Genomic DNA, 24,692 nt, shown 5'->3' with positions numbered 1-24,692 from the left:
CGCCCGTGCGTCGCGGCCCGCACCGTCCGTCGCCCCGACCGTGAGCCGCGTCACGTCACGCGCCGTCCGCCGTTCCGGGCGTGACCCGCGCCATTCGTCGTCCACCGCCCCCGGGCATGAGTCGACTCACCCACCCGCCGCCCGCGGCGTGAGGTGGATCACCTCCCCGTTTGCCCGGAGTTCGCCGGGGCAAACGGGCGGCTGGAGCGGAACCATGCACTCCGGCCGGTTGGTCGCGGGCGTGGCGCACGCGGGCCGATCCCGCACCGCTCCCCGCGCCGCCGGAGCCACCGTCGGGACGGATCCGGTACGACCCCCGAGGTGCATGTGTCCACGCTCCAGGCCGAACACGTCTACAAGGTGTTCGGAAGACACCCCGACGAGACCGCGGCAGCGGTCCGCGCGCTCGACCGCGGCGCGGACCGCGACGAGCTGCGCGCCGAGGGGACGACGGCAGCCGTGATCGACGCCACCTTCCGCGTCGAACCCGGCCAGATCTTCGTCGTCATGGGCCTGTCCGGATCCGGCAAGTCCACGCTGCTGCGCATGCTCAACGGACTGCTGGAGCCCACCGCGGGTCGCATCCTCTTCGACGGCGAGGACCTCACGGCCCTCTCCCCGCGCGAGCTGCGCCACGTCCGTTCCACCAAGATCAGCATGGTCTTCCAGCACTTCGCGCTCTTCCCGCACCGCGACGTCCTCGCCAACGCGGCCTACGGTCTGGAGGTCCAGGGAGTCCCCCGGGCCGAGCGCGAACGGCGCGCCGCCGAGGCGCTGGCGCTGTGCGGGCTCGGCGGTTGGGAGTCGTCCTGGCCCGACGAGCTGTCCGGCGGCATGCAGCAGCGCGTCGGCCTGGCCCGCGCCCTCGCCACCGACGCCGACCTGCTCCTGATGGACGAGTCGTTCAGCGCCCTCGACCCGCTGATCCGCCGTGACATGCAGGACCAGCTCCTCGAACTCCAGAAGCGCCTGAAGAAGACCATCGTCTTCATCACCCACGACCTGAACGAGGCCATGCGGCTCGGCGACGGCATCGCCGTCATGCGCGACGGCCGGATCGTCCAGCAGGGCACGGCCGAGGACATCCTCACCCGCCCCGCCGACGAGTACGTCGCCTCCTTCATCCAGGACGTCGACCGCTCCCGCGTCCTGACCGCCGACGCCGTCATGGACGAGGCCCCCGCCGACGCGGACGCCTGCGCCTGTCCGACCGTCACCGCCGGCACCCCGCTCGCCGACGTCTGCGCCGTCAGCGCCCGGGTCCCGCACCCGGTCGCGGTGACCGGCGCGGACGGTTCCGTCGTCGGCACCGTGCCCCAGGACCGCCTCATCGCCTTCATGGGCGACGAACAACGGCCCCCGCTGGCCTGCACGGAGGTGGCCGCCTGATGCCCCGCCTCAACCTCGGCGCCTGGGTCGACAGCGGAGTCGACTGGCTCCAGAGCCACCTGTCCTGGCTGTTCGACGCGATCAGCTCGCTCGTCACCGGCCTCTACGACGGCATCGACGCCGTCCTGTCCGCCCCGGCCCCGCTGCTGTTCGCGGGCATCCTCGCCGTCGCCGCCTGGTGGCTGCGCGGACTCCTGGCCGGACTGCTCGCCTTCGTCGGCTTCGCGCTCGTCGACTCACTGGGCCTGTGGGACGACGCCATGTCCACCCTGTCCCTGGTCCTCGTCGCGACCCTGGTCACGCTGGCCATCGCGGTCCCGCTCGGCATCCGGGCGTCCCGATCCGACCGGGTGAGCGCCGTCCTGCGGCCCGTCCTGGACTTCATGCAGACCATGCCGGCGATGGTGTACCTGATCCCGGGCATCATCTTCTTCGGCGTCGGCGTCGTCCCCGGCATCATCGCCACGATCATCTTCTCGCTGCCGCCCGGCGTACGGATGACCGAGCTCGGCATCCGCCAGGTCGACGCGGAACTCGTCGAGGCCGCCGACGCCTTCGGCACCACCCCGCGCGACACCCTGGTACGGGTCCAGCTCCCGCTGGCACTGCCCACGATCATGGCGGGCGTCAACCAGGTCATCATGCTCGGCCTGTCCATGGTGGTCATCGCCGGCATGGTCGGCGGCGGTGGTCTCGGCGGCGCCGTCTACCGCGCCATCGGCAACGTCGACATCGGCCTAGGCTTCGAGGCCGGCCTCTCCATCGTCATCCTGGCCATGTACCTGGACCGGATGACCGGAGCGCTCGGTCGGCAGGTCTCCCCGCTCGGCCGCCGCGCCCTGGCCCGCGCCCGGGCCGCCGCGAGCGGCGCCTCGAAGCTGTGGAACCACCGCCCCCAGCCGGCCTACGCGGTCACCGCCGCCGTGGTGCTCGCCCTCGTCGCCGGCGGTCTGAGCACCTTCGGCGGCTCCACGTCCGAGGACGGGCCCGCGGGCGCCGACGACATCGGCAAGGGCCGCAAGGTCTCCCTCGGCTACATCCCGTGGGACGAGGGCATCGCCTCCACCTTCCTGTGGAAGGAACTTCTGGAGCGGCGCGGCTTCGAGGTCGACGCCCGCCAACTGGAGGCCGGCGCGCTCTACACCGGCCTCGCCGGCGGCCAGATCGACTTCCAGACCGACTCCTGGCTGCCGGTCACCCACGCCTCGTACATGGAGAAGTACGGCAACAAGCTGGAGGACCTCGGCTCCTGGTACGGCCCCACGTCGCTGGAGCTGACCGTGCCCTCGTACGTGAAGGACGTTCGTTCCCTCGCGGACCTCAAGGGCAAGGCCGGGCAGTTCAAGGGCCGCATCATCGGCATCGAGCCGAGCGCCGGCGCCATGGGGATCCTCAAGGACAAGGTCCTGAAGGAGTACGGGCTGGAGGGCGAGTACCAGGTCGTCGACGGCTCCACCCCCGGCATGCTCGCCGAGCTCAAGCGCGCCTACGACAAGAAGGAACCCGTCGTGACCGTGCTCTGGTCCCCGCACTGGGCCTACTCCTCCTACGAGCTGACCAAGCTGGAGGACCCCAAGGGCGTCTGGGGCAAGGGCGACGGCATCCACACCCTGGCCCGCAAGGGCTTCGCCGCCGACGAGCCCGAGATCGCCCGGTGGCTGCGCTCCTTCAAGCTCACCGAGGAGCAGCTCACCGGCCTGGAGGCGAAGATCCAGGGGACCGGCAAGGGCAAGGAACAGCAGGCGGTCCGCGCCTGGCTGAAGGACCACCCGGAGATCGCCGCACTGAAGTGAGCGACGGGGGCGCCGGCGCGCGGGACCGTACGGGTCCCCGCGCGCCGGCGCCTTCCGGATCGGGCCGCTGCCCTCAGCCCACCGGGACCCGCTCCACCGGAGCGGCCCCGGCGGGCCGGGCGGCGGCCCGCGGCTTCACCGGCCACCACGTGGACCGGCCCAGCAGCGCGGTCACGGCGGGCACCAGCACGATCGACAGCACGAACGCGGACAGCAGGATTCCCACCGCCGTCGCGAAGCCGATCTGCTGCGTCCCGGGCTGCGGGCTCACCGCCAGGCTTCCGAAGGACGCGGCCAGCACCAGGCCCGCCGTGGCGACGGCCGGCGCGGTGTGCCGTACGGCGCGGGCCACCGCCGCTCGGGCGGAGCCGGGCCCGTCCATCTCCTCCCGGATCCGGTCGCCGATCAGGATGTTGTAGTCGGTGCCGAGCGCCACCACGAAGAGGAACAACACCAGCGGCAGCGTGAAGTCGACGCCGGGCCGCCCCAGTCCGTGCTGGAACACCAACGTCGAGGCCCCCAGCGTGGCCGCGAAACCCAGCCCGACCGCGATCATCAGCACCACCGGCGCCAGCAGGCTCCGCAGCAGCACGAGCAGGATGATCCCGATCAGGACCGCCGCCACCGGGAAGATCACCCTGAGGTCCTCGTCCACCGCCACCGCGATGTCGGCGAAGATCGCGGCCGTGCCCCCGACGTGCGCCGCGGTACCCGCCGGCAGGTGTGCGCGCACCGTCTCCCGCACCGGTCCCGAGACCAGGTCACGAGCCTGCTGCGTGCCCGAACCGGCCGTCAGCGACAGGTCGATGCGCGCGGCGCCCCGGTCCTCGCTGAGCACGGTCGGCGCGACCCGGCCCACGCCCGGCACCTTCGCCAGCGCCCCGGCGAGGGCGGACACCCGCTCGGTGCTCAAGGGGACGCCGTCCTCGGCGGCGACGAACACGCCGGTCGGATCCGAGACCCCGGCGGGCAGGGACCGGGCGATCTCCTCCGCCGTCGCCACGGCGCCCGTACGCTCGCCGCCCGCGCCGCCCTGCCCGTAGTCCATGCGCATCCCGCTCAACCCCGCCGCGAGCGCCCCGAGCAGGGCCACCGAGGCGAGCACCAGCGCCAACGGACGCCGCGCCACCAGAGCGCCGAGCCGTCCGGCCGCGCCGACGGGGGGCTCGCGCCGCAGCGATCGGGACGGCCAGAACATCCCGCGCCCGGTGACGGCGAGCAGCGCGGGCATCAACGTCAGACTGCCCAGCAGCATCACCAGCACCGACACCGCGATCGCCGGACCCAGCACGCGGAACTGGCCGAAGGAGGCGATCCCGAGCGTGGCGAACGCGGCCACGATCGTCAGCGCCGCGGACGTCACGGCCGTCCCCACCCGGCCCGCGACCTCCCGGGCCGCGTCGCGGCCCGACTGCTCCGGGTGCGCGCGCAACCGTTCGCGGAAGCGGAACAGGAGGAAGAGGAAGTAGTCGATCCCGATGCCCACGAGCACCACGCTGATCAGCCCCGGAGTGGAAGGGGCCAGCCGGATGCCCGTCAGCAGGGAGGCGCCGACGACGACGCCCGTCGCCGCGCCACCGATGACGGCCACCGCGACCAGCGGGAGCAGCGCGGCCGCCGGGCTGCGGAACACCAGCACGTGCAGCAGCACGATCAGCCCGGTCATCACCGCCCCCACCACCGTCGTACGCGTCTTCTCCGCGTCGGCCGTGTCCACGACCGTGGCCGGCCCGCCGGTGAAGCCGGTCCGCAGGCCCGCTTCCCCGAAGGCGTCACGGGCGTGGTCCCGGAAGGCCCGGTAGGTGTCCTGCACCCCCGGGTCCGCCGGGTTGCCCGTCAACTCCACCGACACCAGCCGGAAGGCGCGGTCCGGCGCCGTCAGGCGTCCGCCGAACACGGGCACCTGCGAATGGTCCTGCGCCAAGGGCATGGTGTCCTCGGTGACGGGCATCGTGATCCGCTCGCGCGCCAGTCGGTCGGTCACCTCGTCCACGCGCCGCTCGTCGGCGGCGGAGAGGGCGGCCCCGTCACCGCGGGCCACCAGGACCGTCAGCGGGTCGGAGTCCGGGCGCACCCCGAAACTCTCCTCGGCGATCTTCAGCGCGGCCGCCGAATCGTAGTGGGCGGGCAGGAAGTCGCCGTTGCCCGTCTGGGTCGCGCGGAAGACGAACGCCTGACCCATGATGGTCAGCGCGATGCCCAGCACCGCCCACAGGGCGATCACCTTCCACGGATTCCTCGTCGAGCATCCCGTCAGGGCGCGGATCACTTGTCTCCTCCGGTCCGTGAAGACCGCGCCGGACAACCCGGTCGGTCCCTTCAAGACCATCAGCGGACGGGCCCGTCGTCGTCCGGGCGCAGGATGATCTCCGCACCGGGACCACGGTCGTGGCGCCCGCCCCGACCAGGACCGGAGTCCCGGTCGCGGACCCGACCCCGGGCCGGTGGTCGGGGCGCCGGCCGGTGCCAGAATGGATCCACGGATTCCGGGCGCGGCGGGCCCGGCACCGGCCGGGCGCCGCGGCCCGTGGGGGAGGAACCGACACATGAGCACGCGCACCGACAAGCCGGCGTGGACGCGCAACGACGCCCTGGTGGCGGTCGGGGCCGCCGCCGCCGACCTGCTGGGTTTCGCCGTCACCAGCCAGTTCGACGGCAACCCCCTCGGGATACCGGCGGCGTTCGCGCTGGTCCTCTCCGGACTGACCCTGATCCTCCGTCACCGCCGGCCGGTGCTCGTCCTCGCGGCCGTCCTCGCCCTCGGAGTCGTGGTCAACACGGCCGGGCCGGTCGCACCGCACTTCGGCCTCGGCCTGGTCATCGCCCTGTACACGGTCGCCCGGAGCTGCCGGCCCGCCGTGGTGGTCGCGGCGGGCCTGGTGGCCGTCCCGGCGCCCTCGATGGGACAGGGCGGGATGCTGCTCCCCGGCGGGTGGGGCGTGCTCGCCAACGCGGCCGCCGCCGTGATCGTCGTCGGGGCCGCCCTGGTGGTGAACCACCGGCAGCGGGAGGCCGAGGTCCACCGCGCCCTGGGTGCCGAGCGGGCCCTCGCCGAGGAACGTCGGCGCATCGCCCGGGAACTGCACGACATCGTCGCCCACCACATCACCACCATGCAGCTGATGGCCGGCGGTGCGCGGGCCAACCTCGCGCACGACCCCGAGGCCGCCCGCGAGGCCCTCGTCACGCTGGAGGGCTCCGGGCGGATGGCCCTGGGCGAGATGCGCCAACTGCTCGACGTCCTGCGGGCCGGTGAGGAACCGGAATCGGGCCTGCCCGCCCCGCAGCCGGGGGCCGACGACCTGGCCCGGATCGTCACCGAGGCCCGGCTCGCCGGCATGGACACCGAGCTCACCGTCGACGGAACCGTACGTCCGCTGCCGCCGACGGTCGGCCTCACCGTGTTCCGGGTCGTCCAGGAAGCCCTGACCAACGCCCGCAAGCACGCGGGGAACTCCCGGGCCCGGGTACGGCTGACGTACCGCCCCGACGAGGTCACCGTCGAGGTCCGCGACGGCGGCACCGGCCGGGCCGCGGGGGACGGCAGCGGTCCGGGTACGAGCCACGGCCCGGGCGCCCAGGCCGGCCGGCGCACCGCGGCTTCGCGGGCCCCGGGACGCGGCGGGTACGGTCTGATCGGAATGCGTGAACGCGTCGCCCTGCAAGGCGGCACCCTGGAGGCCGCCCCGCTGGACGGGGGCGGGTTCCGGGTCGCGGCCCGGCTCCCGGTGGCACCGGGAGCCGGCGCCGCCGAAGGAGAGGAACACCACCGATGATCCGCGTGCTCATCGCCGACGACCAACCCCTCGTGCGGCGGGGCCTGGCCCTCATCCTGGCCCCCGAACCGGACGTCGAGGTCGTGGGCGAGGCCGAGAACGGCGCCGAGGCCGTCGACCTCGCCGTTCGACTGGAGCCCGACGTGGTCGTCATGGACATCCGGATGCCGGTCCTCGACGGCGTACAGGCCACCGAACGGCTCGCCGCCGCCCGGCCCGGCTCCCGGGTCCTGGCCCTGAGCACCTTCGACATGGACGAGTACGTGGTGGCCGCGCTGCGCGCCGGCGCCTACGGCTTCCTGCCCAAGGACGTGTCCCCGGAAGAGCTGATCGCGGCCGTCCGCACCGTCCACGCGGGCGAGGCCGTCGTCGCCCCCCGCCTGCTCACCCGACTCATCTCCACCTACGTACGGGCCCCTTCGCGCGAGCCCCGACCCGTGCCGGACGCGCCCACCGGCCTCACCCCCCGTGAGCTGGAGATCTGGCGGCTGCTCGCCCGCGGCCTCGACAACGCCGCCGTGGCCGCCGAACTCGACATCAGCGTCTCCACCGTGAAGAACCACATCACCGGCATCTTCACCAAGCTGGGCGTCCGCGACCGCGCCCAGGCGGTGATCGCCGCCTACGAGTCGGGGCTGGTCGAGGCCGATCGGAGGGCCACTTGATCACCATGTGCCCCGCAGGACCCGAATCCGTCCGGCGCCCTAACCGCTGACCAGCGAAAACACTGGACGATTCGCCCGTGCGGAGGAAGGGGCCCGCATGGCACAGTGCCAGGAGCACAACCGTCGTACCAGGGAGCAGCCATGCGTGACCCGCACTCCATGCCGTCGGTCCTCACGGCCGCGCCCGAAGGCCGGACCCGGCCGAGCCCGCTGCCCGACTGCCCGGTGTGCGTCGAGGTCCCGGAGCGGATCTCCTGGCGCCAACGGCCCGGCGAACCCGTCGTCCTGGTCTTCGAGCCCTGCGGCCACCGCCACACCTCACCGGCGCCCCCCGTTCTCGCGGTGACCCCGCCCCCACCGTTCACGCGCTGAGCGCGGCGGCGCCCCGCGGCGCGAAATCCTCCTCCCCGAGGACCTCGATCCCCGCCCCCAACGGGCGAGGGGCCGACGGCCCGGCGGCCCCGTCGCCGTCCACCCGGTCGGTGTGCTCCGGATAGTGGGCCTCGTAGGCCTGGATCAGGGACACGAGCAGCTCGAAGGAGGCGTCGTCGAGCGGGGATTCGCCCGAGCCGTAGGAGGCGGCGGACACCCGGACGACCGCGGCGATGGCGTCGGCGTACTCATCACGGTCGGCCGTGTCGGGAGCGGTGGTGTGCGTCATGTCGTGATGCTGGCGCAGTGGTCTGACAATCGGCCCGCAGGCGGCCCGCGTCCGCCGCGGTGCCCCTGGTCCGTCGGGCACGCCCGGTCCTCGTATCGTGTACCCGAGCCGCTCACCGGCGCGGCAGAAGACGGAGAACCCCTGATGGACGTGCAGCACTTCGAGCGGATCACCGCGTTCATCGAGGCGCGGCTGACGCCGCTGTTCGACGCGGAGACCGGAAGTGAGCGCGGTTTCGCGATGGACGACACCTCCCGGGCCCTGCGCGCCCTGCGCAACAGCGTCCTGGAGGCCGGCGCGGTGAAGGGTCTCATCGAGAAGCGGGAGACGGCCGAGCCGCGTCTGCGCACCGTCATCGACCAGTCGGTGGAGCACCACTGGGACGTGCTGCGCGGCATCGCCCGGCAGTGGGAGGACCACACCGACTTCCGCCGCGAGTTCAAGCGGCACGCCTGGGAGCTCGACGAGGCCCCCGCGCAGGTCTGAGAGCGCGGCTACGAGGACCCCTGGACGCAGTGCGTCCGGGGGTCCCGTCATGGGATCGTCACCGGCCGGGGTCGTCACTGGCTGGGGGCGCCGCCGATCAGGTAGTCGACGCGGCGTCGCAGACCGCTCCAGCGGCGGTCGTGCCGGTACGCGCGCTTCATCGTGCGGGCCCGCGCCCTCGGCCGGCGCCGGTAGAAGCGGCGGGCCCAGGGGGACACCGGGCGGGCCAGTCGCAGCGCCGCGACCATGGCGATCAGCGGCACCACCGCGCCGAGCACGGCCATCCGGGGCTTGCCCTTGAAGAGAGCCACCACGGCGAACAGCAGGTTGAGCACCACCGTCGACACCAGCGTCATCCGGCTCTGCTTCTCGTCCGGGGTGAGCCCGTCCACGCCGAGCGGCAGGAACCCGCAGAGCAGGAACGAGGCGAGGGCCGTGGTGAGGATGACCACCTCGATGCTGATCGTGCCCTCCTTGGTCCAGTAGACGTCGCTCAGGTGCAGGATCAGCGCGAACTCGTCGAGGACGAGTCCCGTCCCCATCCCGAAGAGCACGGCGGCGAGCGCCGACCCCCAGCCCGTGCGGCCGCCGCCGATCGCGGTGAACCCGCCGACGGTCATCAGCACCACGCCGGGCACGGCGTGGTGGACGTGCATGCCGCCCGGCGTGACGTTGCGGAACGGCCCCTTCCCGGCCCGGATCATCCGGGTGATGACCCGCGTGATCGCGAACGTCAGCACGAAGGCGGACAGGGCCAGCAGCAGGGGCAGCTTGCCCGGTTCGAGGATGTTTCGGTACCACCAGTCGCCCATGCCGTCACCCTCCCGGGCGGGGTCCGCGCGCGCATCGCGGAAGCCGCCGTTCGGGCGCGCCGTGTGAGGACCGTTGACAAACCGGTGACCTGATAGAAACCTGTCACCCTGATCCACGCAAGGAATCAACGAGATCCCTCAAAATCTTGCGCAGAGATCGAGATTAGTCGGCAGGTCCTCGCCCCACCCTTCTGGAACAGAGGCCCCCATGAGATGGAAACGACACGGCCGCACGCTCGTAGGCGGCCTGCTGCTCGGCGCCCTGACCGCCCTCGGACCGACCCCCACCGGCGCCGCGGCCGGACCCGCCGCGCCCGCCGCGGGCACCGTCAACCTCGCCCTGGGGCGCCCCGCCACGGCCGGCGGCTCCCTCGGCGGCTACCCCGCGACCGCCGTCACCGACGGCAGCCAACAGACGTACTGGGAGGGGCCCACCGGCGCCTTCCCGCAGTGGCTCCAGATCGACCTCGGGGCCGGCACCACCGTGGACGAGGTGGTGCTGAAACTGCCCACCGCCTGGGAGCGCCGCACCCAGACACTGAGCCTCCAGAGCAGCGCCGACGGCGCCACCTTCACCACGCTGGCCGCCTCCGCCCCCAAGGTCTTCGACCCCGCGCAGGCGAACAAGGTGTCCCTCGGCCTCGGCTCGGCCCCCGCCCGCTACCTCCGCGTGAACGTCGCCGCCAACAGCGGCTGGAACGCCGCCCAGATATCCGAGTTCGAGATCTACGGGGCGAGCGACCCCGGTGACCCGGGCGATCCCGGCGACCCGCCCCCGACCGGCACCAACCTGGCCCGGGGCAAGCCCATCGAGGCCACCTCCACCACGCAGTCCTACGTCGCCCCGAACGCCAACGACGACAGCCCGAGCACCTACTGGGAAGCCGCCCAGCAGAGCTCGTCGCTGACCGTCCACCTCGGGGCCAACGCCGACCTCGCCGGAGTCGTCGTGCGGCTCGACCCCGACGCCGCCTGGGCGGCACGGACCCAGAACTTCGAGGTCCTCGGCCGTGAGCAGGCAGCCACGGCGTTCACCACCCTGCGCGCCCGCGCCGACCACTCCTTCAACCCCGGGACGAACGGCAACACGGTGACCGTGCCGGTCAGCGGCCGCTTCGCGGACGTCCAGCTGCGCTTCCACGGCAACACCGGCGCCCCCGGGGCCCAGGTCGCCGAACTCCAGGTCGTGGGAACGGGCGCCCCCAACCCCGACCTGACCCTCACCGACCTGACCTGGTCACCGTCGGCGCCCTCCGAGACGGACGCCGTCACGGTGAACGCCACCGTCCGCAACGCGGGCAACGCCCCCGCCGCGGCGACCACCGTACGGATCAGCCTGGAGGGCGTCGTCGCGGGCGGCGCCCCCGTCGCCGCGCTGGCGGCGGGCGCCTCCGTCACCGTGCCGGTCGCCGTCGGCAAGCGTCCCGTGGGCCGCTACACGGTGTCCGCCGCCGTCGACCCCGAGGGCACCGTCGCCGAGTCGGACGACAGCAACAACAGCCGCAGCGGCGCCGGCCCGCTGGTGGTCGGCCAAAGCCCCGGCCCCGACCTGGAAGTCACCGGGATCACCCCCGACCCCGCCACTCCGGCCGTCGGAGCCAAGGTGACCTTCACCGCGGCCGTGCACAACCGCGGCACCGCCCCGGCGCCCGCCAGCGTCACCCGGCTCACCGCCGGCGCCGTCACCCTGAACGGGAACACCCCGGCCGTGGCCGCCGGGGCCACCGTCACCGTCGCGCTCGACGGCAGCTGGACCGCGACCGGCGGCGGCGCGACCCTGACCGCCACCGCCGACGCCACGGGCGTCGTCACCGAGACCAACGAGAACAACAACGTCCACTCCCGCTCGATCGTGGCCGGCCGCGGCGCCGCCGTCCCGTACACCGAGTACGAGGCGGAGGCCGCCCGCCACACCGGGACCCTGCTGCGGAGCGACCCCGAGCGGACCTTCGGCCACACCAACTTCGCCACCGAATCCTCCGGCCGCGCCTCGGTCCGGCTCTCCGCGACCGGCCAGTACGTCGAGTTCACCTCCACCCAACAGGCCAACTCCATCGTCGTGCGCAACTCCGTGCCCGACGCCCCCGCCGGCGGCGGAGCCGCGACCACCCTCAGCCTCTACGCCGACGGCACCTTCGTCCGCAAGATCGACCTGTCCTCCAAGCACAGCTGGCTGTACGGCGCCACCGACAGCCCCGAGGGCCTCACGAACACCCCTCAGGGCGACGCCCGCCGCCTGTTCGACGAGTCCCACGCCCTGCTGGAGCGCAGCTACCCGCCGGGTACCAAGTTCCGGCTCCAGCGGGACGCCGGGGACGACGCCGCCTACCAGATCGTCGACCTGATCGACCTGGAACAGGTCGCCCCGCCGACCGCCAAGCCCGCCGAGTGCACCTCGATCACCGCCTACGGGGCCGTCCCCAACGACGGCATCGACGACACCGACGCCCTCCAGCGCGCCGTCACCGACGACCAGAACGGCCGCATCGACTGCGTGTGGATCCCGGCCGGCCAGTGGCGTCAGGAACAGAAGATCCTCACCGACGACCCGCTGAACCGGGGCCAGTTCAACCAGGTCGGCATCCGCGACGTCACCGTCCGCGGCGCCGGAATGTGGCACTCCCAGCTGTACGCGCTGACCCCGCCCCACCAGGCCGGCGGCATCAACCACCCGCACGAGGGCAACTTCGGTTTCGACATCGACGAGAACACCCGGATCTCCGACCTCGCCATCTTCGGCTCCGGCACCATCCGCGGCGGCGACGGCAACGCCGAGGGCGGCGTGGCACTCAACGGCCGCTTCGGCAAGAACACCAAGATCACGAACGTCTGGATCGAGCACGCCAACGTGGGTGCCTGGGTCGGCCGTGACTACGACAACATCCCCGAACTCTGGGGACCGGGCGACGGCGTCGAGTTCACCGGCGTCCGGATCCGCGACACGTACGCGGACGGCGTGAACTTCGCCAACGGGACGAGGAACTCCACCGTCTTCAACTCCTCGTTCCGCAACACCGGCGACGACGCCCTCGCCGTGTGGTCCAGCCGCTACGTGAAGAACACGGCCGTCGACATCGGCCACGACAACCACTTCCGCAACAACACCGTCCAACTGCCCTGGCGGGCCAACGGCATCGCCGTCTACGGCGGCTACGGCAACACGATCGAGAACAACCTGGTCTCCGACACCATGAACTACCCGGGCATCATGCTCGCCACCGACCACGACCCGCTGCCGTTCTCCGGGCAGACCCTGATCGCCAACAACGGCCTCCACCGCACGGGCGGCGCCTTCTGGGGCGAGGCCCAGGAGTTCGGCGCGATCACCCTCTTCGCCTCGGGCCAGGACATCCCCGGGGTGACCATCCGTGACACCGACATCAGCGACTCCACCTACGACGGGATCCAGTTCAAGTCCGGCGGCGGCAGCGTGCCGAACGCCGTGATCGACCACGTCCGCATCGACCGGTCGAACAACGGAGCCGGCATCCGGGCCCACGGCGGCGCCCGCGGCAGCGCCGACCTCACCGGGGTGACCATCACCGGATCGGCCGACGGCGACGTCCTGGTCGAACCGGGATCACAGTTCGTGATCCGCGGCCGAGCCGGGTAGCGGACACCCGCACGGGACCCGGGTCAGGCCCTCGCGCCGCTCGGGTCCTCCCGCCGGGCCGCCCCTTCCCGGGCGGCCCGGCGGCGCAACGCGTCCTCGTCGGTGGCGGCGTCGTACGAGATCAGCTTGGGCAGCAGCGCCGCCAGCACGGCCACGGACGCCACGCAGGCGAGGCCGCCGCTCCAGAACGCCGGCCGGGTCCCGGTCCACCCGGCCATGGTGCCCGCCCGGACCTGGCCGAGCTGCGGACCGACGCTGTACGAGAGCACTTCGATCCCGGCGAGCCGCCCCCGCAGCTCCTCGGGGATCGTCTGGTTCCAGATCGTGGCCCGGCCCAGCCCGCTGAGCATGTCGCCCGCGCCCGCCACCGCCAGGCAGGCCAGCACGATCCAGATGCCGGAGAACCAGCCGGCCGCGGCGATCGCCAGCCCCCAGACGGCGGCCCCGAAGACCACGAGGAGTCCGTGCCGGCGCACCCGGGACACCCAGCCGCTGGTCATGCCCAGCAGCAAGGAGCCCACGGCGCCGGCGGCGTACATCAGACCCAGTGCCCACACCGCGTCCAGCTCGTCCGCGAGGAAGGGGAGGATCGCGTTCGGGAAGGCGAAGAACATCGCCGCCAGGTCCACCGCGTACGTGCCGAGCAGCACCGGTCGGCTCCACGCGTACCGCGCGCCCTCCCCGATCGCCCGCAGGGACGGCCGTACGGCGCCCCCCACCGGCGGCGCCGGCCGCAACCGCAGGCACAGCAGCACCGACACGAGGAAGCCCGCCACCGTCACCGCGTACGCGGGGGCGTAACCGGCCCAGGCGACGACCACACCGGCCAACGCCGGCCCGGCGATCGCGCCGAACTGGTAGCGGAGCCCGTTGAGGGCGGCCGCCGCGGACAACTGCTCGTGCGGCACGATCCGCGCCATCAGCGAATCCAGCGCCGGCCGCTGAAGACCGGTCAGCGCCGACACACCGGCCGCCACCACGTACAGCGGCCACAGCAACGGATCCGGGAGCAGTGCGTTGACCAGCAGGATCAGCGCCAGCAACCCCAGCCCGGCCTCGGTCAGCAGGATCAGCCGCCGCCGGTCGACCGCGTCGGCCAGCGCGCCCCCGTACAGCCCGCAGACCACCAGCGGGACGAGTTCGACGGCGCCCATGGCGCCGACCGCGAGCGGCGAGTCCGTGAGGTGCTTGATCTGGAGCGGCAGCGCGATCATCGCCATGAACGAGCCGAAGAACGTGACGGTGCCCTGGTAGAAGAGCAACCGGAAGTCGCGGCTCGACCGCCAGGGGGCGAGATCGGGCAGCACGGCGCTCCAACGGGAAGTACTCACGACGGGCCATCGTCCGTGTCCCGGCGCGCCCCGGCAAGGCATTTTCTCCCCGGACGGGCGAAATCAGCCGCCGCCGCGTGGCAGGTCCCACCCGACGTGGCAGGCATGAACCATGCCGACGGTGTCCCCGCTCCTGCGTACGGTCGCGTCCTACGCCTGGCGCCTACTGGTCGTCGGCGCGGCCGTGTACGCGGTGTTCGCCCTGCTGGGCCGCTTCCACGAGATCGCCGTGGCGCTGTTCCTCGGGCTGATCCTCACCGCGCTGCTCGGTCCGCCCACCCGCGGCCTCACCCGCTTCCTGCCCGGCTCCCTCGCCGTCGCGAGCACCCTGGTCGGCACCGCGGTGCTGCTCGTGGGGGTGCTCGCGCTGGTCGGCGAGGCGGTGGCGGGGGAGAGCACCACCTTGGTCCGCGAGTTCCGCGAGGGCCTCGACAGCATCGAGGAGTGGCTGGAGCGGCCGCCGTTCCGGGTGAACCCCGAGGCGCTCTCCGACGTCCAGTCGAAGGTCGGCGCGTTCCTCTCCAGCCACCGCTCGACGCTGCTCAGCACCGCCGTCAGCGGGGCCGGCCATCTGGTGCAGGTGCTGACGGTGCTGGCCCTCGCCGCCTTCTCGTCCGTCTTCTTCCTGCACGGCGGGGACCGGCAGTGGTCCTGGTTCTGCGCGCAGCTGCCCGAGCCGGCGCGCGAGCGCGTGGGCGTCGCGGGACGCGCCGCCTGGCGCACCTTCACCGGGTACACGCACGGGATCGTGCTGGTCGCGGCGACGAACGCGGTGCTCGTCGGGGTGGCGCTGTACTTCCTCGGCGTGCCGCTGGCGGTGCCGCTCGCGCTGCTGGAGTTCTTCGCCGCGTTCGTCCCGCTCGTCGGATCCCCCGTCGCGCTGGGCGTCGCCGCCGTGGTCGCCCTGGCGGCGAAGGGCCCGTTCGTCGCGGCCCTGGTGGTCGCGCTGATCGTCGTCATCGGCCAGATCGAGGGCCACCTGCTGCACCCCCTCGTCATGAGCCGGGCGGTACGGCTGCACCCGCTGGTCGTGGCCGTCTCCGTGGTCGCCGGGGCCATCGCCGCCGGCGTGGTCGGCGCGGTGGTCGCCGTCCCGCTGGTGTCGGTGCTCTGGTCGGTGCGCACGGCCCTGCGCGCACACGCCGCGCTCAACCCGGCTCCGGTGGCGGGCACGGATGGCTGAGCGGGCGCCGGCCCGCGCGCGCGGGGGAGGAGGACTCCCTACCGTAAGACGTGGAGGTGGTCGTGATGGCCGAGCACGGTGGTGGACCCGCGGCGCGCGAGCTGGAGGACGGCAGGCTGCTGAGGGAGCTGGAGACGATCCACCGCACGCGCCACGAGACGCTGCTGCACGGGTCGGACGAGGCGCTCGCCACGCACACGCAGCGACTCAAGGAGCTGGAGGACGAGTACCTCCGCCGCCATCCGCGGCGCGCCCCGGCCGCCGCCCGCACGCGCTCGGGCGCCCGGGCCCGAGGGGCGGAGGACTGACCGGAAACTGGTCCGCCCCGCGAATGCGCGGGGCGGCGTTCGGCTTTTGCCCGTCGGCGAGCCGCCCAAACCAGGGCCCGCCCCGGAGGGAACCGCACGGGGCCGGGGGAGAACCGGCGGCGGCTACCTGACCGGGGCGAGCAGGGCGTCGAAGACGGCCGGCAGCCGCTTCCACCCCTCGCGCCCGGCGTCGTACTCGGCGTCGGTCAGCAGACAGGAGTCCAGCAGCTCGCGCAAGCCGTCCCGGTCGAGACCGGGGGACGTGAACACGAGGTGCTGACAGCGGTCGCCGTGCTCGGGATGCCAGCCGAGGGCGGCCGCCGCCCGCCGGACGGGGGGAACCAGCTCCCAGGCGGCGTCCGGGAGGGAGGCCAGCCAGGGCCCGCCGTCCTCCACGCAGAGCGCCCCGCCGGCGGCGTCCCAGGACAGCAGCGCGTCGGGCCGGTCGGCGAGCCAGAACCGGCCGCGGCTGCGGGCCGCGCCGGCGGCGAGGTCCTCCAGGGCGGCGTGGAGACGTTCCGGGTGGAAGGGTCGGCAGCGGTGCCAGACCAGGGTGGCCACCCCGGCCTCGTCCGCGTCCTGCGGCAGCAGCGCGCAGGCCGGGTGCTGCGAGGCCGCCGCCGCTTCGGTGTCGAATCCGGCGAAGGCGAGCCGGGTCAGCTCCGGTGACCCGGCGGCCACCCGCTGGGCGGTCGGGTGGAGCTGCGTCAGCAGGGCGCGGTCGGTGGGGTCGGCCGCCGGGTTGTCGACGAGGGCGAGGACGGCCGCGTACTCCAGCTGCCGGGCCCAGGTGTCACCGACGGTCCGTCGGTCGGTGGTCGAGGCGGCCAGACCCGCCTCCACCAGGTCGTCCCCGTTGGTCAGGCAGGGCAGGACCAGCGCCGGGTCGACGGCGGTCACCACGTTGGACAGCTCCAGGTGGCCCCTGCCGTGCACGGCGATCACCTCGGCCATGGCCCGGGGCTCGACCGAGTCCCACAGTTCGAGCACGGCCAGCGGGGTCGTCCCGCCGGCCGCGAGCCGGAGCAGCTCGGGAACCAAGTCCTCGCGCAGCGCGCAGCAGGCGCAGCCGTTGACCAGGGGGGTCTGCTCGCAGGTCCGGGGACCCGACGCGTCGCGCACGGTGCGCCGTACGGTGCCCCGCGCGGCGGCGGAGAGGTCGTGGTGCAGGGCGACGCTGCCGGAGACGGCGGCCAGCAACCCGTCCACCACGGCGGTGCGGGCTTCGGCGTGCAGGCCGCCGACGATCAGTACGGGCAGGCTCACGCGCCGCTCCCGTACCGACGGCGGGAGGGGGAGGGGTGGAGGGATGACGGCACGAGGTCTCCTTCGGGGTGGTCGGGCGGGGCAGGGACGGAAGGGCGGCGCGGGCGGGCGCCGGGGTCAGCGGTCCTCACGGAAGTCGACGTGTCGGCGGGCCACCGGGTCGTACTTGCGCAGGGTCAGCCGGTCCGGGTCGTTGCGGCGGTTCTTGCGGGTGACGTAGGTGAAGCCGGTCCCCGCCGTGGAGCGCAGCTTGATGACCGGGCGTACTTCGTTGCGAGCCATGGAACGAGTATATGGCAATGACAGTCGTTTTCAATAAGCCGTCTTGAGGGCTTCTTGGGAGCTCTAAAGTGAGCGCCCTTTGCATCGGATGAGACAAATTTGTATCATCCGAGTCGAAGGAGGCTCATCATGGCGAACGAAGAACGGCTACGGGAGGACGCTCCGGCGCGCTCCCGCACGGGCGAACGCACGTCCGGGCCGGGCCCCGATCCCGCCTCCCCCACCGCCCGCGGCCACACCTCGGCCCGTCACCACACCTCCACCCGCCACCGACCCGTGCACCACACCGAACGGAACCCCATGCGCACCCCCACGCCGGACCCGCGTCGCTGGATCGTCCTCGCGATCCTGTCCGGCAGTCTCCTGCTCATCTCGATGGACACCACGATCCTCAACGTGGCGTTCCCCTCGCTCGTCGCCGACCTCCAGCCCGGCGCCGTCCAGCAGCTGTGGATCATCGACATCTACGCCCTGGCGCTGTCCGGCCTGCTCGTGACCGCGGGCGCCCTCGGCGACCGCTGGGGCCGCAAACGGCTGCTCATGGCGGGGTTCGGCATCTTCTCCGTCGCCTCGCTCATCGCCGTGTTCTCCACCGAGGCCTGGCACGTCATCGCGGCCCGCGCCCTGCTCGGCATGGGCGGCGCGGCCATCATGCCGTCCACCCTGTCGATCCTGCGCAGCGTCTTCACCGACGCCAAGGAACGCGCCTTCGCCCTCGCCGTGTGGGCCGCCGTGTTCGGTGGCGGCATGGCCTTCGGGCCCGTCGTCGGCGGCTTCCTGGTCCAGGACCACGGCTGGCACTCCGCGTTCCTCCTCAACCTCCCCGTCGCCGCGCTCATCGTCGCCGCCGGACTGCGCTACCTCCCCGAATCGCGCGCCCCGCGCGGCGCCGGCCGCTGGGACTGGTGGGGCGTCGGCCAGTCGATCGTCGGCATGCTCGCCCTCGCGGGCGGCATCAAGCAGCTCGGCAAGAGCGGCGTCGCCGACCCGCTGCCCTGGGCCCTGTTGATCCTCGCCGCCGTCGCGCTCACCGTGTTCGTCCGCCGCCAGCTCCGGCTGGAGGACCCGCTGCTCCAGGTCCGGCTGTTCGCCAAGCCCGCCTTCAGCGTCGCCGCGACCGCGATCTTCCTGCCGATGGTGGGCATGGGCGCGATCCTGTTCCTCGTCACCCAGTGGTTCCAGTACGGCCAGGGCTACACCCCGCTGGAGGCCGGGCTGCGCCTGCTGCCCGCGCCCCTCGCACTGATCTGCGCCTCGATGGTGGCCCCCACGCTCATGCAGCGCTTCCCGATCCGGCACGTGCTCGGCGCCGGACTGCTGGTCCTGGCGGCCGGCATGGCCCTGCCCTGGGCCGTCCAGCAGTTCACCGCACTCGGCTACCCCGCCTTCGCGGTCGCGCTGACCGTGATGGGGCTGGGCGCGGGCATGGCGACCACCGTCGCCTCCGTCACCCTGGTCTCCGCCGCCCCCGCGGAACAGGTGTCCAGCGCCGCCGCGATCGAGGAGACCTGCTACGAACTGGGCTCCGCGATGGGCGTCGCCATCCTCGGCAGCACGGCAGCCGCCCTCTACCGGGGCAACCTGCCCACCCTCCCCCTCGACGGCCCCACCACGAGCGCCGTACGGGACTCCGTCGGCGAAGCGGCGCACGTCGCCGAGCAACTCGGCGGCTCCGTCGGCGAGGCCCTGCTCCACACGGCCTCGCAGGCCTACACCCTGGCCATCACCCCGGCGTTCCTGGTGGCCGGAGCCCTGGCCGTCGCCGCGGCCGCGACCACGTGGGCGATGATCCCGCGCGACCTGCGGCCCACCGACGACCACTGATCGGCCTCCGCGCCCCGCCCGCTCCCGTCGCCACCCTCACCGCGGCGGCGGGAGCGTCTTCGTCGAGGGCGCGTACGGGGCCACCGGTGGCGCGTACGGCGCCGACCGCGGTCGGAACGCGGGCGCGGCCGGCGCCGGACCCAGCGTGGTCGTCCCCGGCGCCGCCCGGTGCCCCAGGCCCGTGCGGTACGCGTCCAGGGCCGCCTCCGTGCGCCCCGTACGCCGCAGCAGATCGCCCAACAGTCGGCACAGATCGGCGAGGTCCCCGCCCGCGCCGCTGCGCTCCAGCAGGGCGAGCGCCCGTACGTAGTGCTCCTCCGCCTCCTCCGTCAGCCCCCGCTCCTCCGCGATCAGCCCCAGCAGCCGGTGCGCGCCGCCCGCGTGCACGCCCCCCGGGCCCGCCACCGGCCCGGCGCCCGGCCCCAGCAGGGCCGACACCAGCTCGGTGGCCTCCGCGTACCGGCCCAGCCGCCGCAGCACGTCGGCGAGCTCGACCTCCACCTGCGCCGTGTACAGGGCCGCCCGCTTGGCCGTGAGCATCTCCCGCGCCGTACGCAACTCCCGCTCGGCCGACTCCAGTTGCCCGTGCTGCGCCTGGACGTAGCCGCGCATCCAGTGGCAGTGCGCCAGATCCGTCCGCAACCGCAGCTGCCGGTAGACCGCCTGTGCCTTGGCGAGCGAGGCGTCCGCGTCGGCCACCCGCCCCTCCGCGAGGAACGTCCGAGCGACCTGCCGGTGCAGGCCCGCCACCAGCGCCGGGTCCCCGACCTGTGGGGCCAGTGCCAACGCCAACTCGGCCGCGTGCGCCGCGCGGGCATGGGCGCCCATGTCGATGTACGGCCCGATGACCGCGGCGTAGAGCAGCAGCAGCGCTTCGGGATCGGCCAGCCCCTCCGCGTTCAGCGCGTCGATGGCCGACTCCAACAGGTAGCAGGCGTAGCGCAGTTCGCCCGCCAGCAGGTGCGCGACGGCCCGGCCCCGGATCGGGCGGGCCCGGCGGGTGAGCGGCTGGTCGGCCAGCAGTGCCTCGGCCTGTTCGAAGCGGGCGATGGCCCGAGGCAGCCGGCCCGCCTCCAGCGCGCAGTCCCCGAGGCCCAGCAGCGCCTCGACCCGCTCGTCGGACAGCTCCAGTTCCTCCGCGTCGGCGAGCAGGCGCCGGAAGTGGTCGGAGGCCTCCTCGGCGGACCCGGTGGCCAGGGTCCGCTGGGCGTCGGTGAGTCCCAGCCGCAACTCCGTCGCCAGCCGGGCCGGACGCCCCGTCGCCAACTCCTCGTACGAGGTGCCCAGGCGCTCGGCGAGGAACCGCAGGGCGGTCTCCGAGGGGCGGACCTTGCCCGCCTCCAGGGTCGACACGTACGCCGGGGTGTAGGCGGGCTCCGCCAACTGCCTTTGCGTCAGCCCGCGTTCCGCGCGCAGCTGTTGCACTCGGCGTCCGATGTCGACCGGTTCATCCATGAAAACCCCCTGCTGTGCGGCGTGTCGTCGTGCGCCCACCAGTATTCAGCCGCGGTGGACCATTGCGCACGCCCCGCACGCCACCTAATTTAAGCAACCACTTCAACAGACTTACCTCTTCGTTTAACTTCCTTTTTCCGTGGAGGACTTGATGAGACCGGCCATCCGATCGACCCTGCGCGCGGCCCTCGCCGCAGCCTGCGCCGGCGCCGTCCTGCTGAGCGCCCCGACTCCCGCACTGGCCGCCGACCCGCCCCGCCCCGGCGGGCGCGTCGAGGTCGAGATACCCGGGCCCGAACACGGAGCCGAAGCCGGATCCGGCCACGTCCTCGTACCGGCGACCACACCCGCCCCGGCGTCGCCCCGCCGCTCCGCGCCGCCGCGGAGCGGCGACGGCCGGGTCACCAAGATGATCGACCACGGGCCCACCGCGGACCGGCTCGACGTGGTCGTCGTCGGCGACGGCTACACCGCCGACCAACTCGACCGGTTCCACGCCGACGCCCGGGCCAAATGGGCCGAGGTCGAGGCCGTCGAGCCCTACGCCACCTACCGGACCCTCTTCAACGTGTGGACCGTGGACGCCGTGTCCGCGGAATCGGGGGTGTCCGGCGACCCCGACCCCGGCGCCGTCCGCGACACCGCGCTCGGCAGCCACTTCTGGTGCGAGGACATCGAACGGCTGCTCTGCGTGGATCAGCCGAAGGTGGACGCGTACGTCGCCCGGGCGCCCGAGGCCGACCTGGTCATCGTCCTCGCCAACAGCGCCAAGTACGGCGGGGCCGGCTACAACGAACCGAACCCCGCCCTCGGCTACGAGGGCATCTCCACCGCCTCCGCCGGCCACCCCAAGTCGGGCCAGGTCGCCATCCACGAGACCGGCCACTCCCTCGGCAAGCTCGCCGACGAGTACTTCTACCCGGGCGTCCCCGAGTACGAGCGGTACACGGGCCGCGAGCCCACCGACCCCAACACCTCCACCCTCGACGCCGTCCGCATGAAGGACCAGGGCGCCAAGTGGCACCGCTGGCTCGGCGAGACCTCGCCCGACGGTGGCACCGTCGGCGCGTACGAGGGCGGCGGCTACTACGCCGCCGGACTCCACCGCCCCACCGACAACTCGTTGATGAGGATCCTCGGCAAACCCTTCAACCTGCCCGGCGTCGAAGCGATGATCGCCGGCTTTCACCGCCACGCCAACGTCGTCACCCCGCTCACACCGACCGGTCGCACCCTGCGCCTGGGCCACACGGCACGCGCCGCCGTGCCCGACCTGGCCACCACCGACGGCCGCCGGATCGAGGTGCGCTGGTACCTCGACGGCCGCGAACTGCGCCGCTTCGCGGGCCGCACCGAGGTCCGCGTCGCCGAGCTGTGGCTGTTCGACCTGCGCGGGCACAAGCTGTCCGTGACCGCCCGGGACCGCACCGATTCCGTCCGCGATCCCGCGATCGCCCGAACCCTGAGCTCCACCGCCACCTGGGACGTACGCCTCTGAGCCGCCGGCCCGGGCGTCAGGCGCCGGCCGCGTACCGCCCGAAGTCGCGCGATAGGGCGGGCGGGGTCGGCCCGCCCGGTTCCAGCCGGCTCAGCAGGACCGTCACCGTCCCGGAGGACGGAACGACGTGCGCGGCGGTACCCGTCCCGCCGACCCGGCCGTAGCGCCCGGGCACGTTCCACGGGTCCCGCGGTACGACGTCGACGGAGCCGCCGAAGCCCCGGCCCTGGCCCTCCAGGACAGTTCGCCGCCCGACCGTTGGGCCGGCGTGAGCCGGGGCGAGTCCCGCGCCATCGGGGTCCCGCCACCGTGCTCGGCGTCACCGACCGCGACACCTGCGGTCCGCCCCTCCCCGGCGATCAGGGCCACCGCACCCGGCGGGCCGCCGTCACCCACGTGCGCTTCCAGGACCTCACGGAGACCGGTCATCGGATCACCTCCCATCGGGGAGTTCGGGGGGTCTCGGCGGCATCGGGCCCGTCGGTTCCCTCGGGCCCGCCGAACGGAGGCAGGGAGTCCCACAGGGCGCAGTGGTGCTCGGCCCGCGCGTCCACCGTCCGGATGCCGTCCGCGCCGGCCGCCAGGGACAGTACGGACGCCGGAGCGGGGGAGGGAGCGGCCGTGAGGGGCGGCCACGCGGGCGCGTTCGGCCCGTTCGGCGAACCGGTGCGGGCGAAGCGGGTCCAGTACTCCGTCATCCGCTCGGACAGAGCCTGTTGGGGCGGTGCCAGGTCGACGACACGGAAGAGATAGGGAAGTTCGAAGCCGTGCGTCGCGCCGAACGGGAACTCCGGGGACTGCGGCAGCGGCACGAAGACCGGCGCGTCCCGGTCGCTGAACCGGTAACCGTAGGTGGGCACATGGCGGGCCAGCGCCCCGCTGTCCCGCAGCGCGGGGCAGGTGAACGAGGCGTCCGAGAGCAGGCCGGCCCAGGCGAGCGCGGCCGTCGGGTACCGGTTCGCCGGGTACGCCGCGCCGACGGCCGGCGCCGACGCCCCGAAGGACCGCACGAGCCGCTCCCGGTAGGCTCGTTCGTCGGGCACCGGGTACGAGGGCAGCACCTGGGACAGGAAGAGTCGCATCTCGTCCCGCGCAGTGCCCTGGACCACCGGCACTCGGTGGAACCGGCCCGACTCCAGCGCCCGGCGCGGGGCCAGGGGCAACGACCCGTTCCCGTACGACAGGGCCGAGAACCGCTCCATCAGCTCCGGCGTCGCCAACCGGGCGGCGTCCAGGCCGCGCAGGCAGTCGAGCGCGGTGCTCGACGGCCCGGCGCCGCAGCCCAGTTCACGCGCCGCCCCGGCGCCGGCCGCCACCGTGCGCCGCTCCGGGACGAACGGCTCGTAGACGGCGGGCGTCGGCAGCAGTGCGTACGGCGGCATCGTGGTCGAGCAGGACCCGCTCTGGGCTACCGCCCGCCCGAACAGGCCGGCCGAGGCGGGGGACACCAGGTGGGCGCAGACACTGAGGCCGCCCGCCGACACCCCGAACACCGTCACCCGGTCCGGATCGCCGCCGAAGGCGACCGCGTTCGCCCGGACCCAGCGCAGGGCGGCCTGTTGGTCGGCGAGGGCGAAGTTGGGGGCGCCGTCCAGCTCCGGATGCCCGAAGAGGCCGAAGACGCCGAGCCGGTAGTTGACCGTGACCACCACCACGTCGCCCCGCACGACGAGCGGCTCGGGCCGGTACGCGGCCCCCGAGCCGTCGCGGAAACCACCGGGGTGGAACCACACCATGACCGGCCGGCCCCGCCCCCGGCCCGCGGGGGTGGTGACGTTCAGGAACAGGCAGTCCTCCGAGCCGGTCGCCGCGGCCGGTCCGAGCGGCGGGAGCTGTACGCACGACGAACCGGGCGCCCCGGCATCGAGTACGGCCGGCCTGTGCGGCGCCGGGAGCGGCAGCCGCCAGCGCAGCGACCCGGTCGGCGGAGCGGCGTACGGGATCCCCTCGAAGGTCTCGTACGACCCGTGGGGGCGCCCCCGTACGGGCCCCTCGGAGGTGTCGACGACCGGTCGCTCCCCGCCCCGGGCCTGCGCCGCGGACGGGGCGGCCGCGGCGGCGCCGAGCAGGAACGCGGCGGCCAACAGCACGGTGGGCACCCTCGACCGGAGGGATCCCGGCGGTCGGGCGGTTCCGGGCAGCGGCATGGTCTGTCCCCTCCTGAGTGGGTGCCCCGCTCACTGTGCGCGAGCACCGTGCCCGGGTCGGGGTCGGGGGCGGCGTGTCCGGCGGGCGGTTGGCCCGACCCCCGTTTGCCCGCCCCGAATGGCGCAGTGCGCGGACGTCCGGCTGAATGTAACAAAGCGTGCGCTTCCCGTGACGCACGATGACCGGCGCGCGACGTGTAGAC

20 protein-coding genes are annotated in these 24,692 nt (G+C 73.4%); 11 read left to right on the top strand and 9 right to left on the bottom strand.

The genetic code is table 11. The annotated features are described in order from the left end of the window. The first annotated feature begins 327 nt into the window (after positions 1-327). Together ACZ4XJ_RS02175 and ACZ4XJ_RS02170 are read left to right on the top strand one after the other, a co-directional pair. Positions 328-1,389: a quaternary amine ABC transporter ATP-binding protein gene (locus ACZ4XJ_RS02175; protein WP_362876315.1), complete on the top strand. Its 1,062-nt coding sequence runs from the start codon at positions 328-330 to the stop codon at positions 1,387-1,389. Further along, positions 1,389-3,182: an ABC transporter permease/substrate binding protein gene (locus tag ACZ4XJ_RS02170; RefSeq protein WP_468494966.1), complete on the top strand. Its 1,794-nt coding sequence runs from the start codon at positions 1,389-1,391 to the stop codon at positions 3,180-3,182. The genes ACZ4XJ_RS02175 and ACZ4XJ_RS02170 overlap by 1 nt, the downstream gene beginning before the upstream one ends. A gap of 73 nt (positions 3,183-3,255) precedes the next feature. Here ACZ4XJ_RS02170 and ACZ4XJ_RS02165 read toward each other — a convergent pair whose 3' ends face one another. Beyond that, positions 3,256-5,451 (bottom strand): MMPL family transporter, encoded by a 2,196-nt coding sequence (locus ACZ4XJ_RS02165; protein ID WP_362880087.1) that lies wholly within the window; start codon positions 5,449-5,451, stop codon positions 3,256-3,258. Between the two features lie 277 nt (positions 5,452-5,728). On the opposite strand from ACZ4XJ_RS02165, the gene ACZ4XJ_RS02160 reads away from it, so the two are divergent. The 3 genes from ACZ4XJ_RS02160 to ACZ4XJ_RS02150 all read left to right on the top strand — a co-directional run bounded on the left by ACZ4XJ_RS02160 (position 5,729) and on the right by ACZ4XJ_RS02150 (position 7,995). Next, positions 5,729-6,958, top strand: coding sequence for a sensor histidine kinase (locus tag ACZ4XJ_RS02160; protein ID WP_468494965.1), 1,230 nt, complete (start codon positions 5,729-5,731; stop codon positions 6,956-6,958). Then, entirely contained in the window at positions 6,955-7,623 is a 669-nt protein-coding gene (locus ACZ4XJ_RS02155) for a response regulator transcription factor (RefSeq protein WP_362880085.1), read from the top strand. Before ACZ4XJ_RS02160 ends, ACZ4XJ_RS02155 begins: the two co-directional genes overlap by 4 nt. A gap of 141 nt (positions 7,624-7,764) precedes the next feature. After that, a complete protein-coding gene (locus ACZ4XJ_RS02150) occupies positions 7,765-7,995 on the top strand; it encodes a hypothetical protein (RefSeq protein WP_362880083.1) in 231 nt (76 codons plus the stop codon). On the opposite strand, the gene ACZ4XJ_RS02145 is transcribed toward ACZ4XJ_RS02150, so the two are convergent. After that, positions 7,985-8,284 (bottom strand): hypothetical protein, encoded by a 300-nt coding sequence (locus ACZ4XJ_RS02145; protein WP_362880081.1) that lies wholly within the window; start codon positions 8,282-8,284, stop codon positions 7,985-7,987. The two genes, ACZ4XJ_RS02150 and ACZ4XJ_RS02145, sit on opposite strands and share 11 nt — an antisense overlap. Before the next feature lie 144 nt (positions 8,285-8,428). Between ACZ4XJ_RS02145 and ACZ4XJ_RS02140 the strand changes: the two genes are divergently transcribed. Then, positions 8,429-8,770 carry a hypothetical protein gene (locus tag ACZ4XJ_RS02140; protein ID WP_362880079.1) on the top strand — a complete coding sequence of 114 codons (342 nt, stop codon included), beginning with the start codon at positions 8,429-8,431 and terminating at the stop codon, positions 8,768-8,770. A 74-nt stretch (positions 8,771-8,844) separates the two neighbouring features. Here the strand turns inward: ACZ4XJ_RS02140 and ACZ4XJ_RS02135 are convergent, their stop codons facing one another. After that, a complete protein-coding gene (locus tag ACZ4XJ_RS02135; RefSeq protein ID WP_362880078.1) occupies positions 8,845-9,582 on the bottom strand; it encodes a hypothetical protein in 738 nt (245 codons plus the stop codon). Between the two features lie 208 nt (positions 9,583-9,790). On the opposite strand from ACZ4XJ_RS02135, the gene ACZ4XJ_RS02130 reads away from it, so the two are divergent. After that, a complete protein-coding gene (locus ACZ4XJ_RS02130) occupies positions 9,791-13,195 on the top strand; it encodes a CARDB domain-containing protein (RefSeq protein ID WP_468494964.1) in 3,405 nt (1,134 codons plus the stop codon). A 23-nt stretch (positions 13,196-13,218) separates the two neighbouring features. Here ACZ4XJ_RS02130 and ACZ4XJ_RS02125 read toward each other — a convergent pair whose 3' ends face one another. Further along, positions 13,219-14,568 carry an MFS transporter gene (locus ACZ4XJ_RS02125; protein ID WP_468494963.1) on the bottom strand — a complete coding sequence of 450 codons (1,350 nt, stop codon included), beginning with the start codon at positions 14,566-14,568 and terminating at the stop codon, positions 13,219-13,221. A 70-nt stretch (positions 14,569-14,638) separates the two neighbouring features. On the opposite strand from ACZ4XJ_RS02125, the gene ACZ4XJ_RS02120 reads away from it, so the two are divergent. Next, the gene (locus ACZ4XJ_RS02120) at positions 14,639-15,709 is read left to right on the top strand and encodes an AI-2E family transporter (protein WP_468494962.1); all 1,071 of its coding nucleotides are present in this window, start codon (positions 14,639-14,641) and stop codon (positions 15,707-15,709) included. 65 nt (positions 15,710-15,774) lie between these two features. After that, positions 15,775-16,017: a DUF6158 family protein gene (locus ACZ4XJ_RS02115; protein WP_362880072.1), complete on the top strand. Its 243-nt coding sequence runs from the start codon at positions 15,775-15,777 to the stop codon at positions 16,015-16,017. Between the two features lie 123 nt (positions 16,018-16,140). Here the strand turns inward: ACZ4XJ_RS02115 and ACZ4XJ_RS02110 are convergent, their stop codons facing one another. Then, the gene (locus ACZ4XJ_RS02110; protein WP_468494961.1) at positions 16,141-17,283 is read right to left on the bottom strand and encodes a CobW family GTP-binding protein; all 1,143 of its coding nucleotides are present in this window, start codon (positions 17,281-17,283) and stop codon (positions 16,141-16,143) included. A gap of 117 nt (positions 17,284-17,400) precedes the next feature. Then, positions 17,401-17,565 (bottom strand): 50S ribosomal protein L33, encoded by a 165-nt coding sequence (gene rpmG, locus ACZ4XJ_RS02105; RefSeq protein ID WP_362880068.1) that lies wholly within the window; start codon positions 17,563-17,565, stop codon positions 17,401-17,403. A 129-nt stretch (positions 17,566-17,694) separates the two neighbouring features. Here rpmG and ACZ4XJ_RS02100 point away from each other — a divergent pair, with 129 nt between their 5' ends. Then, positions 17,695-19,389 carry an MFS transporter gene (locus ACZ4XJ_RS02100; RefSeq protein WP_468494960.1) on the top strand — a complete coding sequence of 565 codons (1,695 nt, stop codon included), beginning with the start codon at positions 17,695-17,697 and terminating at the stop codon, positions 19,387-19,389. A gap of 36 nt (positions 19,390-19,425) precedes the next feature. Here ACZ4XJ_RS02100 and ACZ4XJ_RS02095 read toward each other — a convergent pair whose 3' ends face one another. Then, the gene (locus ACZ4XJ_RS02095) at positions 19,426-20,844 is read right to left on the bottom strand and encodes a helix-turn-helix domain-containing protein (protein WP_468494959.1); all 1,419 of its coding nucleotides are present in this window, start codon (positions 20,842-20,844) and stop codon (positions 19,426-19,428) included. A gap of 151 nt (positions 20,845-20,995) precedes the next feature. On the opposite strand from ACZ4XJ_RS02095, the gene ACZ4XJ_RS02090 reads away from it, so the two are divergent. After that, positions 20,996-22,342 (top strand): M64 family metallopeptidase, encoded by a 1,347-nt coding sequence (locus ACZ4XJ_RS02090; RefSeq protein WP_468494958.1) that lies wholly within the window; start codon positions 20,996-20,998, stop codon positions 22,340-22,342. Between the two features lie 16 nt (positions 22,343-22,358). On the opposite strand, the gene ACZ4XJ_RS02085 is transcribed toward ACZ4XJ_RS02090, so the two are convergent. Together ACZ4XJ_RS02085 and ACZ4XJ_RS02080 are read right to left on the bottom strand one after the other, a co-directional pair. Then, positions 22,359-22,517 (bottom strand): hypothetical protein, encoded by a 159-nt coding sequence (locus tag ACZ4XJ_RS02085; protein WP_468494957.1) that lies wholly within the window; start codon positions 22,515-22,517, stop codon positions 22,359-22,361. A gap of 250 nt (positions 22,518-22,767) precedes the next feature. Next, entirely contained in the window at positions 22,768-24,489 is a 1,722-nt protein-coding gene (locus ACZ4XJ_RS02080) for a carboxylesterase/lipase family protein (RefSeq protein WP_468494956.1), read from the bottom strand. Positions 24,490-24,692 lie beyond the last annotated feature (203 nt).

The sequence above is a fragment of the Streptomyces sp. NPDC029836 genome, assembly GCF_055574495.1.
The sequence above is the reverse complement of the archived record's forward strand: the minus strand, read 5'-3'. Positions and strand labels throughout refer to the sequence as shown.

Bases quoted from the DNA above. Each gene is read 5' to 3' on its own strand.
- ACZ4XJ_RS02170 (WP_468494966.1), top strand. From the start codon at position 1,389: ATGCCCCGCCTCAACCTCGGCGCCTGGGTCGACAGCGGAGTCGACTGG.
- ACZ4XJ_RS02160 (WP_468494965.1), top strand. From the start codon at position 5,729: ATGAGCACGCGCACCGACAAGCCGGCGTGGACGCGCAACGACGCCCTG.
- ACZ4XJ_RS02155 (WP_362880085.1), top strand. From the start codon at position 6,955: ATGATCCGCGTGCTCATCGCCGACGACCAACCCCTCGTGCGGCGGGGC.
- ACZ4XJ_RS02150 (WP_362880083.1), top strand. From the start codon at position 7,765: ATGCGTGACCCGCACTCCATGCCGTCGGTCCTCACGGCCGCGCCCGAA.
- ACZ4XJ_RS02145 (WP_362880081.1), bottom strand. From the start codon at position 8,284: ATGACGCACACCACCGCTCCCGACACGGCCGACCGTGATGAGTACGCC.
- ACZ4XJ_RS02140 (WP_362880079.1), top strand. From the start codon at position 8,429: ATGGACGTGCAGCACTTCGAGCGGATCACCGCGTTCATCGAGGCGCGG.
- ACZ4XJ_RS02135 (WP_362880078.1), bottom strand. From the start codon at position 9,582: ATGGGCGACTGGTGGTACCGAAACATCCTCGAACCGGGCAAGCTGCCC.
- ACZ4XJ_RS02130 (WP_468494964.1), top strand. From the start codon at position 9,791: ATGAGATGGAAACGACACGGCCGCACGCTCGTAGGCGGCCTGCTGCTC.
- ACZ4XJ_RS02125 (WP_468494963.1), bottom strand. From the start codon at position 14,568: ATGCCTTGCCGGGGCGCGCCGGGACACGGACGATGGCCCGTCGTGAGT.
- ACZ4XJ_RS02120 (WP_468494962.1), top strand. From the start codon at position 14,639: ATGCCGACGGTGTCCCCGCTCCTGCGTACGGTCGCGTCCTACGCCTGG.
- ACZ4XJ_RS02115 (WP_362880072.1), top strand. From the start codon at position 15,775: ATGGCCGAGCACGGTGGTGGACCCGCGGCGCGCGAGCTGGAGGACGGC.
- rpmG (WP_362880068.1), bottom strand. From the start codon at position 17,565: ATGGCTCGCAACGAAGTACGCCCGGTCATCAAGCTGCGCTCCACGGCG.
- ACZ4XJ_RS02100 (WP_468494960.1), top strand. From the start codon at position 17,695: ATGGCGAACGAAGAACGGCTACGGGAGGACGCTCCGGCGCGCTCCCGC.
- ACZ4XJ_RS02095 (WP_468494959.1), bottom strand. From the start codon at position 20,844: ATGGATGAACCGGTCGACATCGGACGCCGAGTGCAACAGCTGCGCGCG.
- ACZ4XJ_RS02090 (WP_468494958.1), top strand. From the start codon at position 20,996: ATGAGACCGGCCATCCGATCGACCCTGCGCGCGGCCCTCGCCGCAGCC.
- ACZ4XJ_RS02080 (WP_468494956.1), bottom strand. From the start codon at position 24,489: ATGCCGCTGCCCGGAACCGCCCGACCGCCGGGATCCCTCCGGTCGAGG.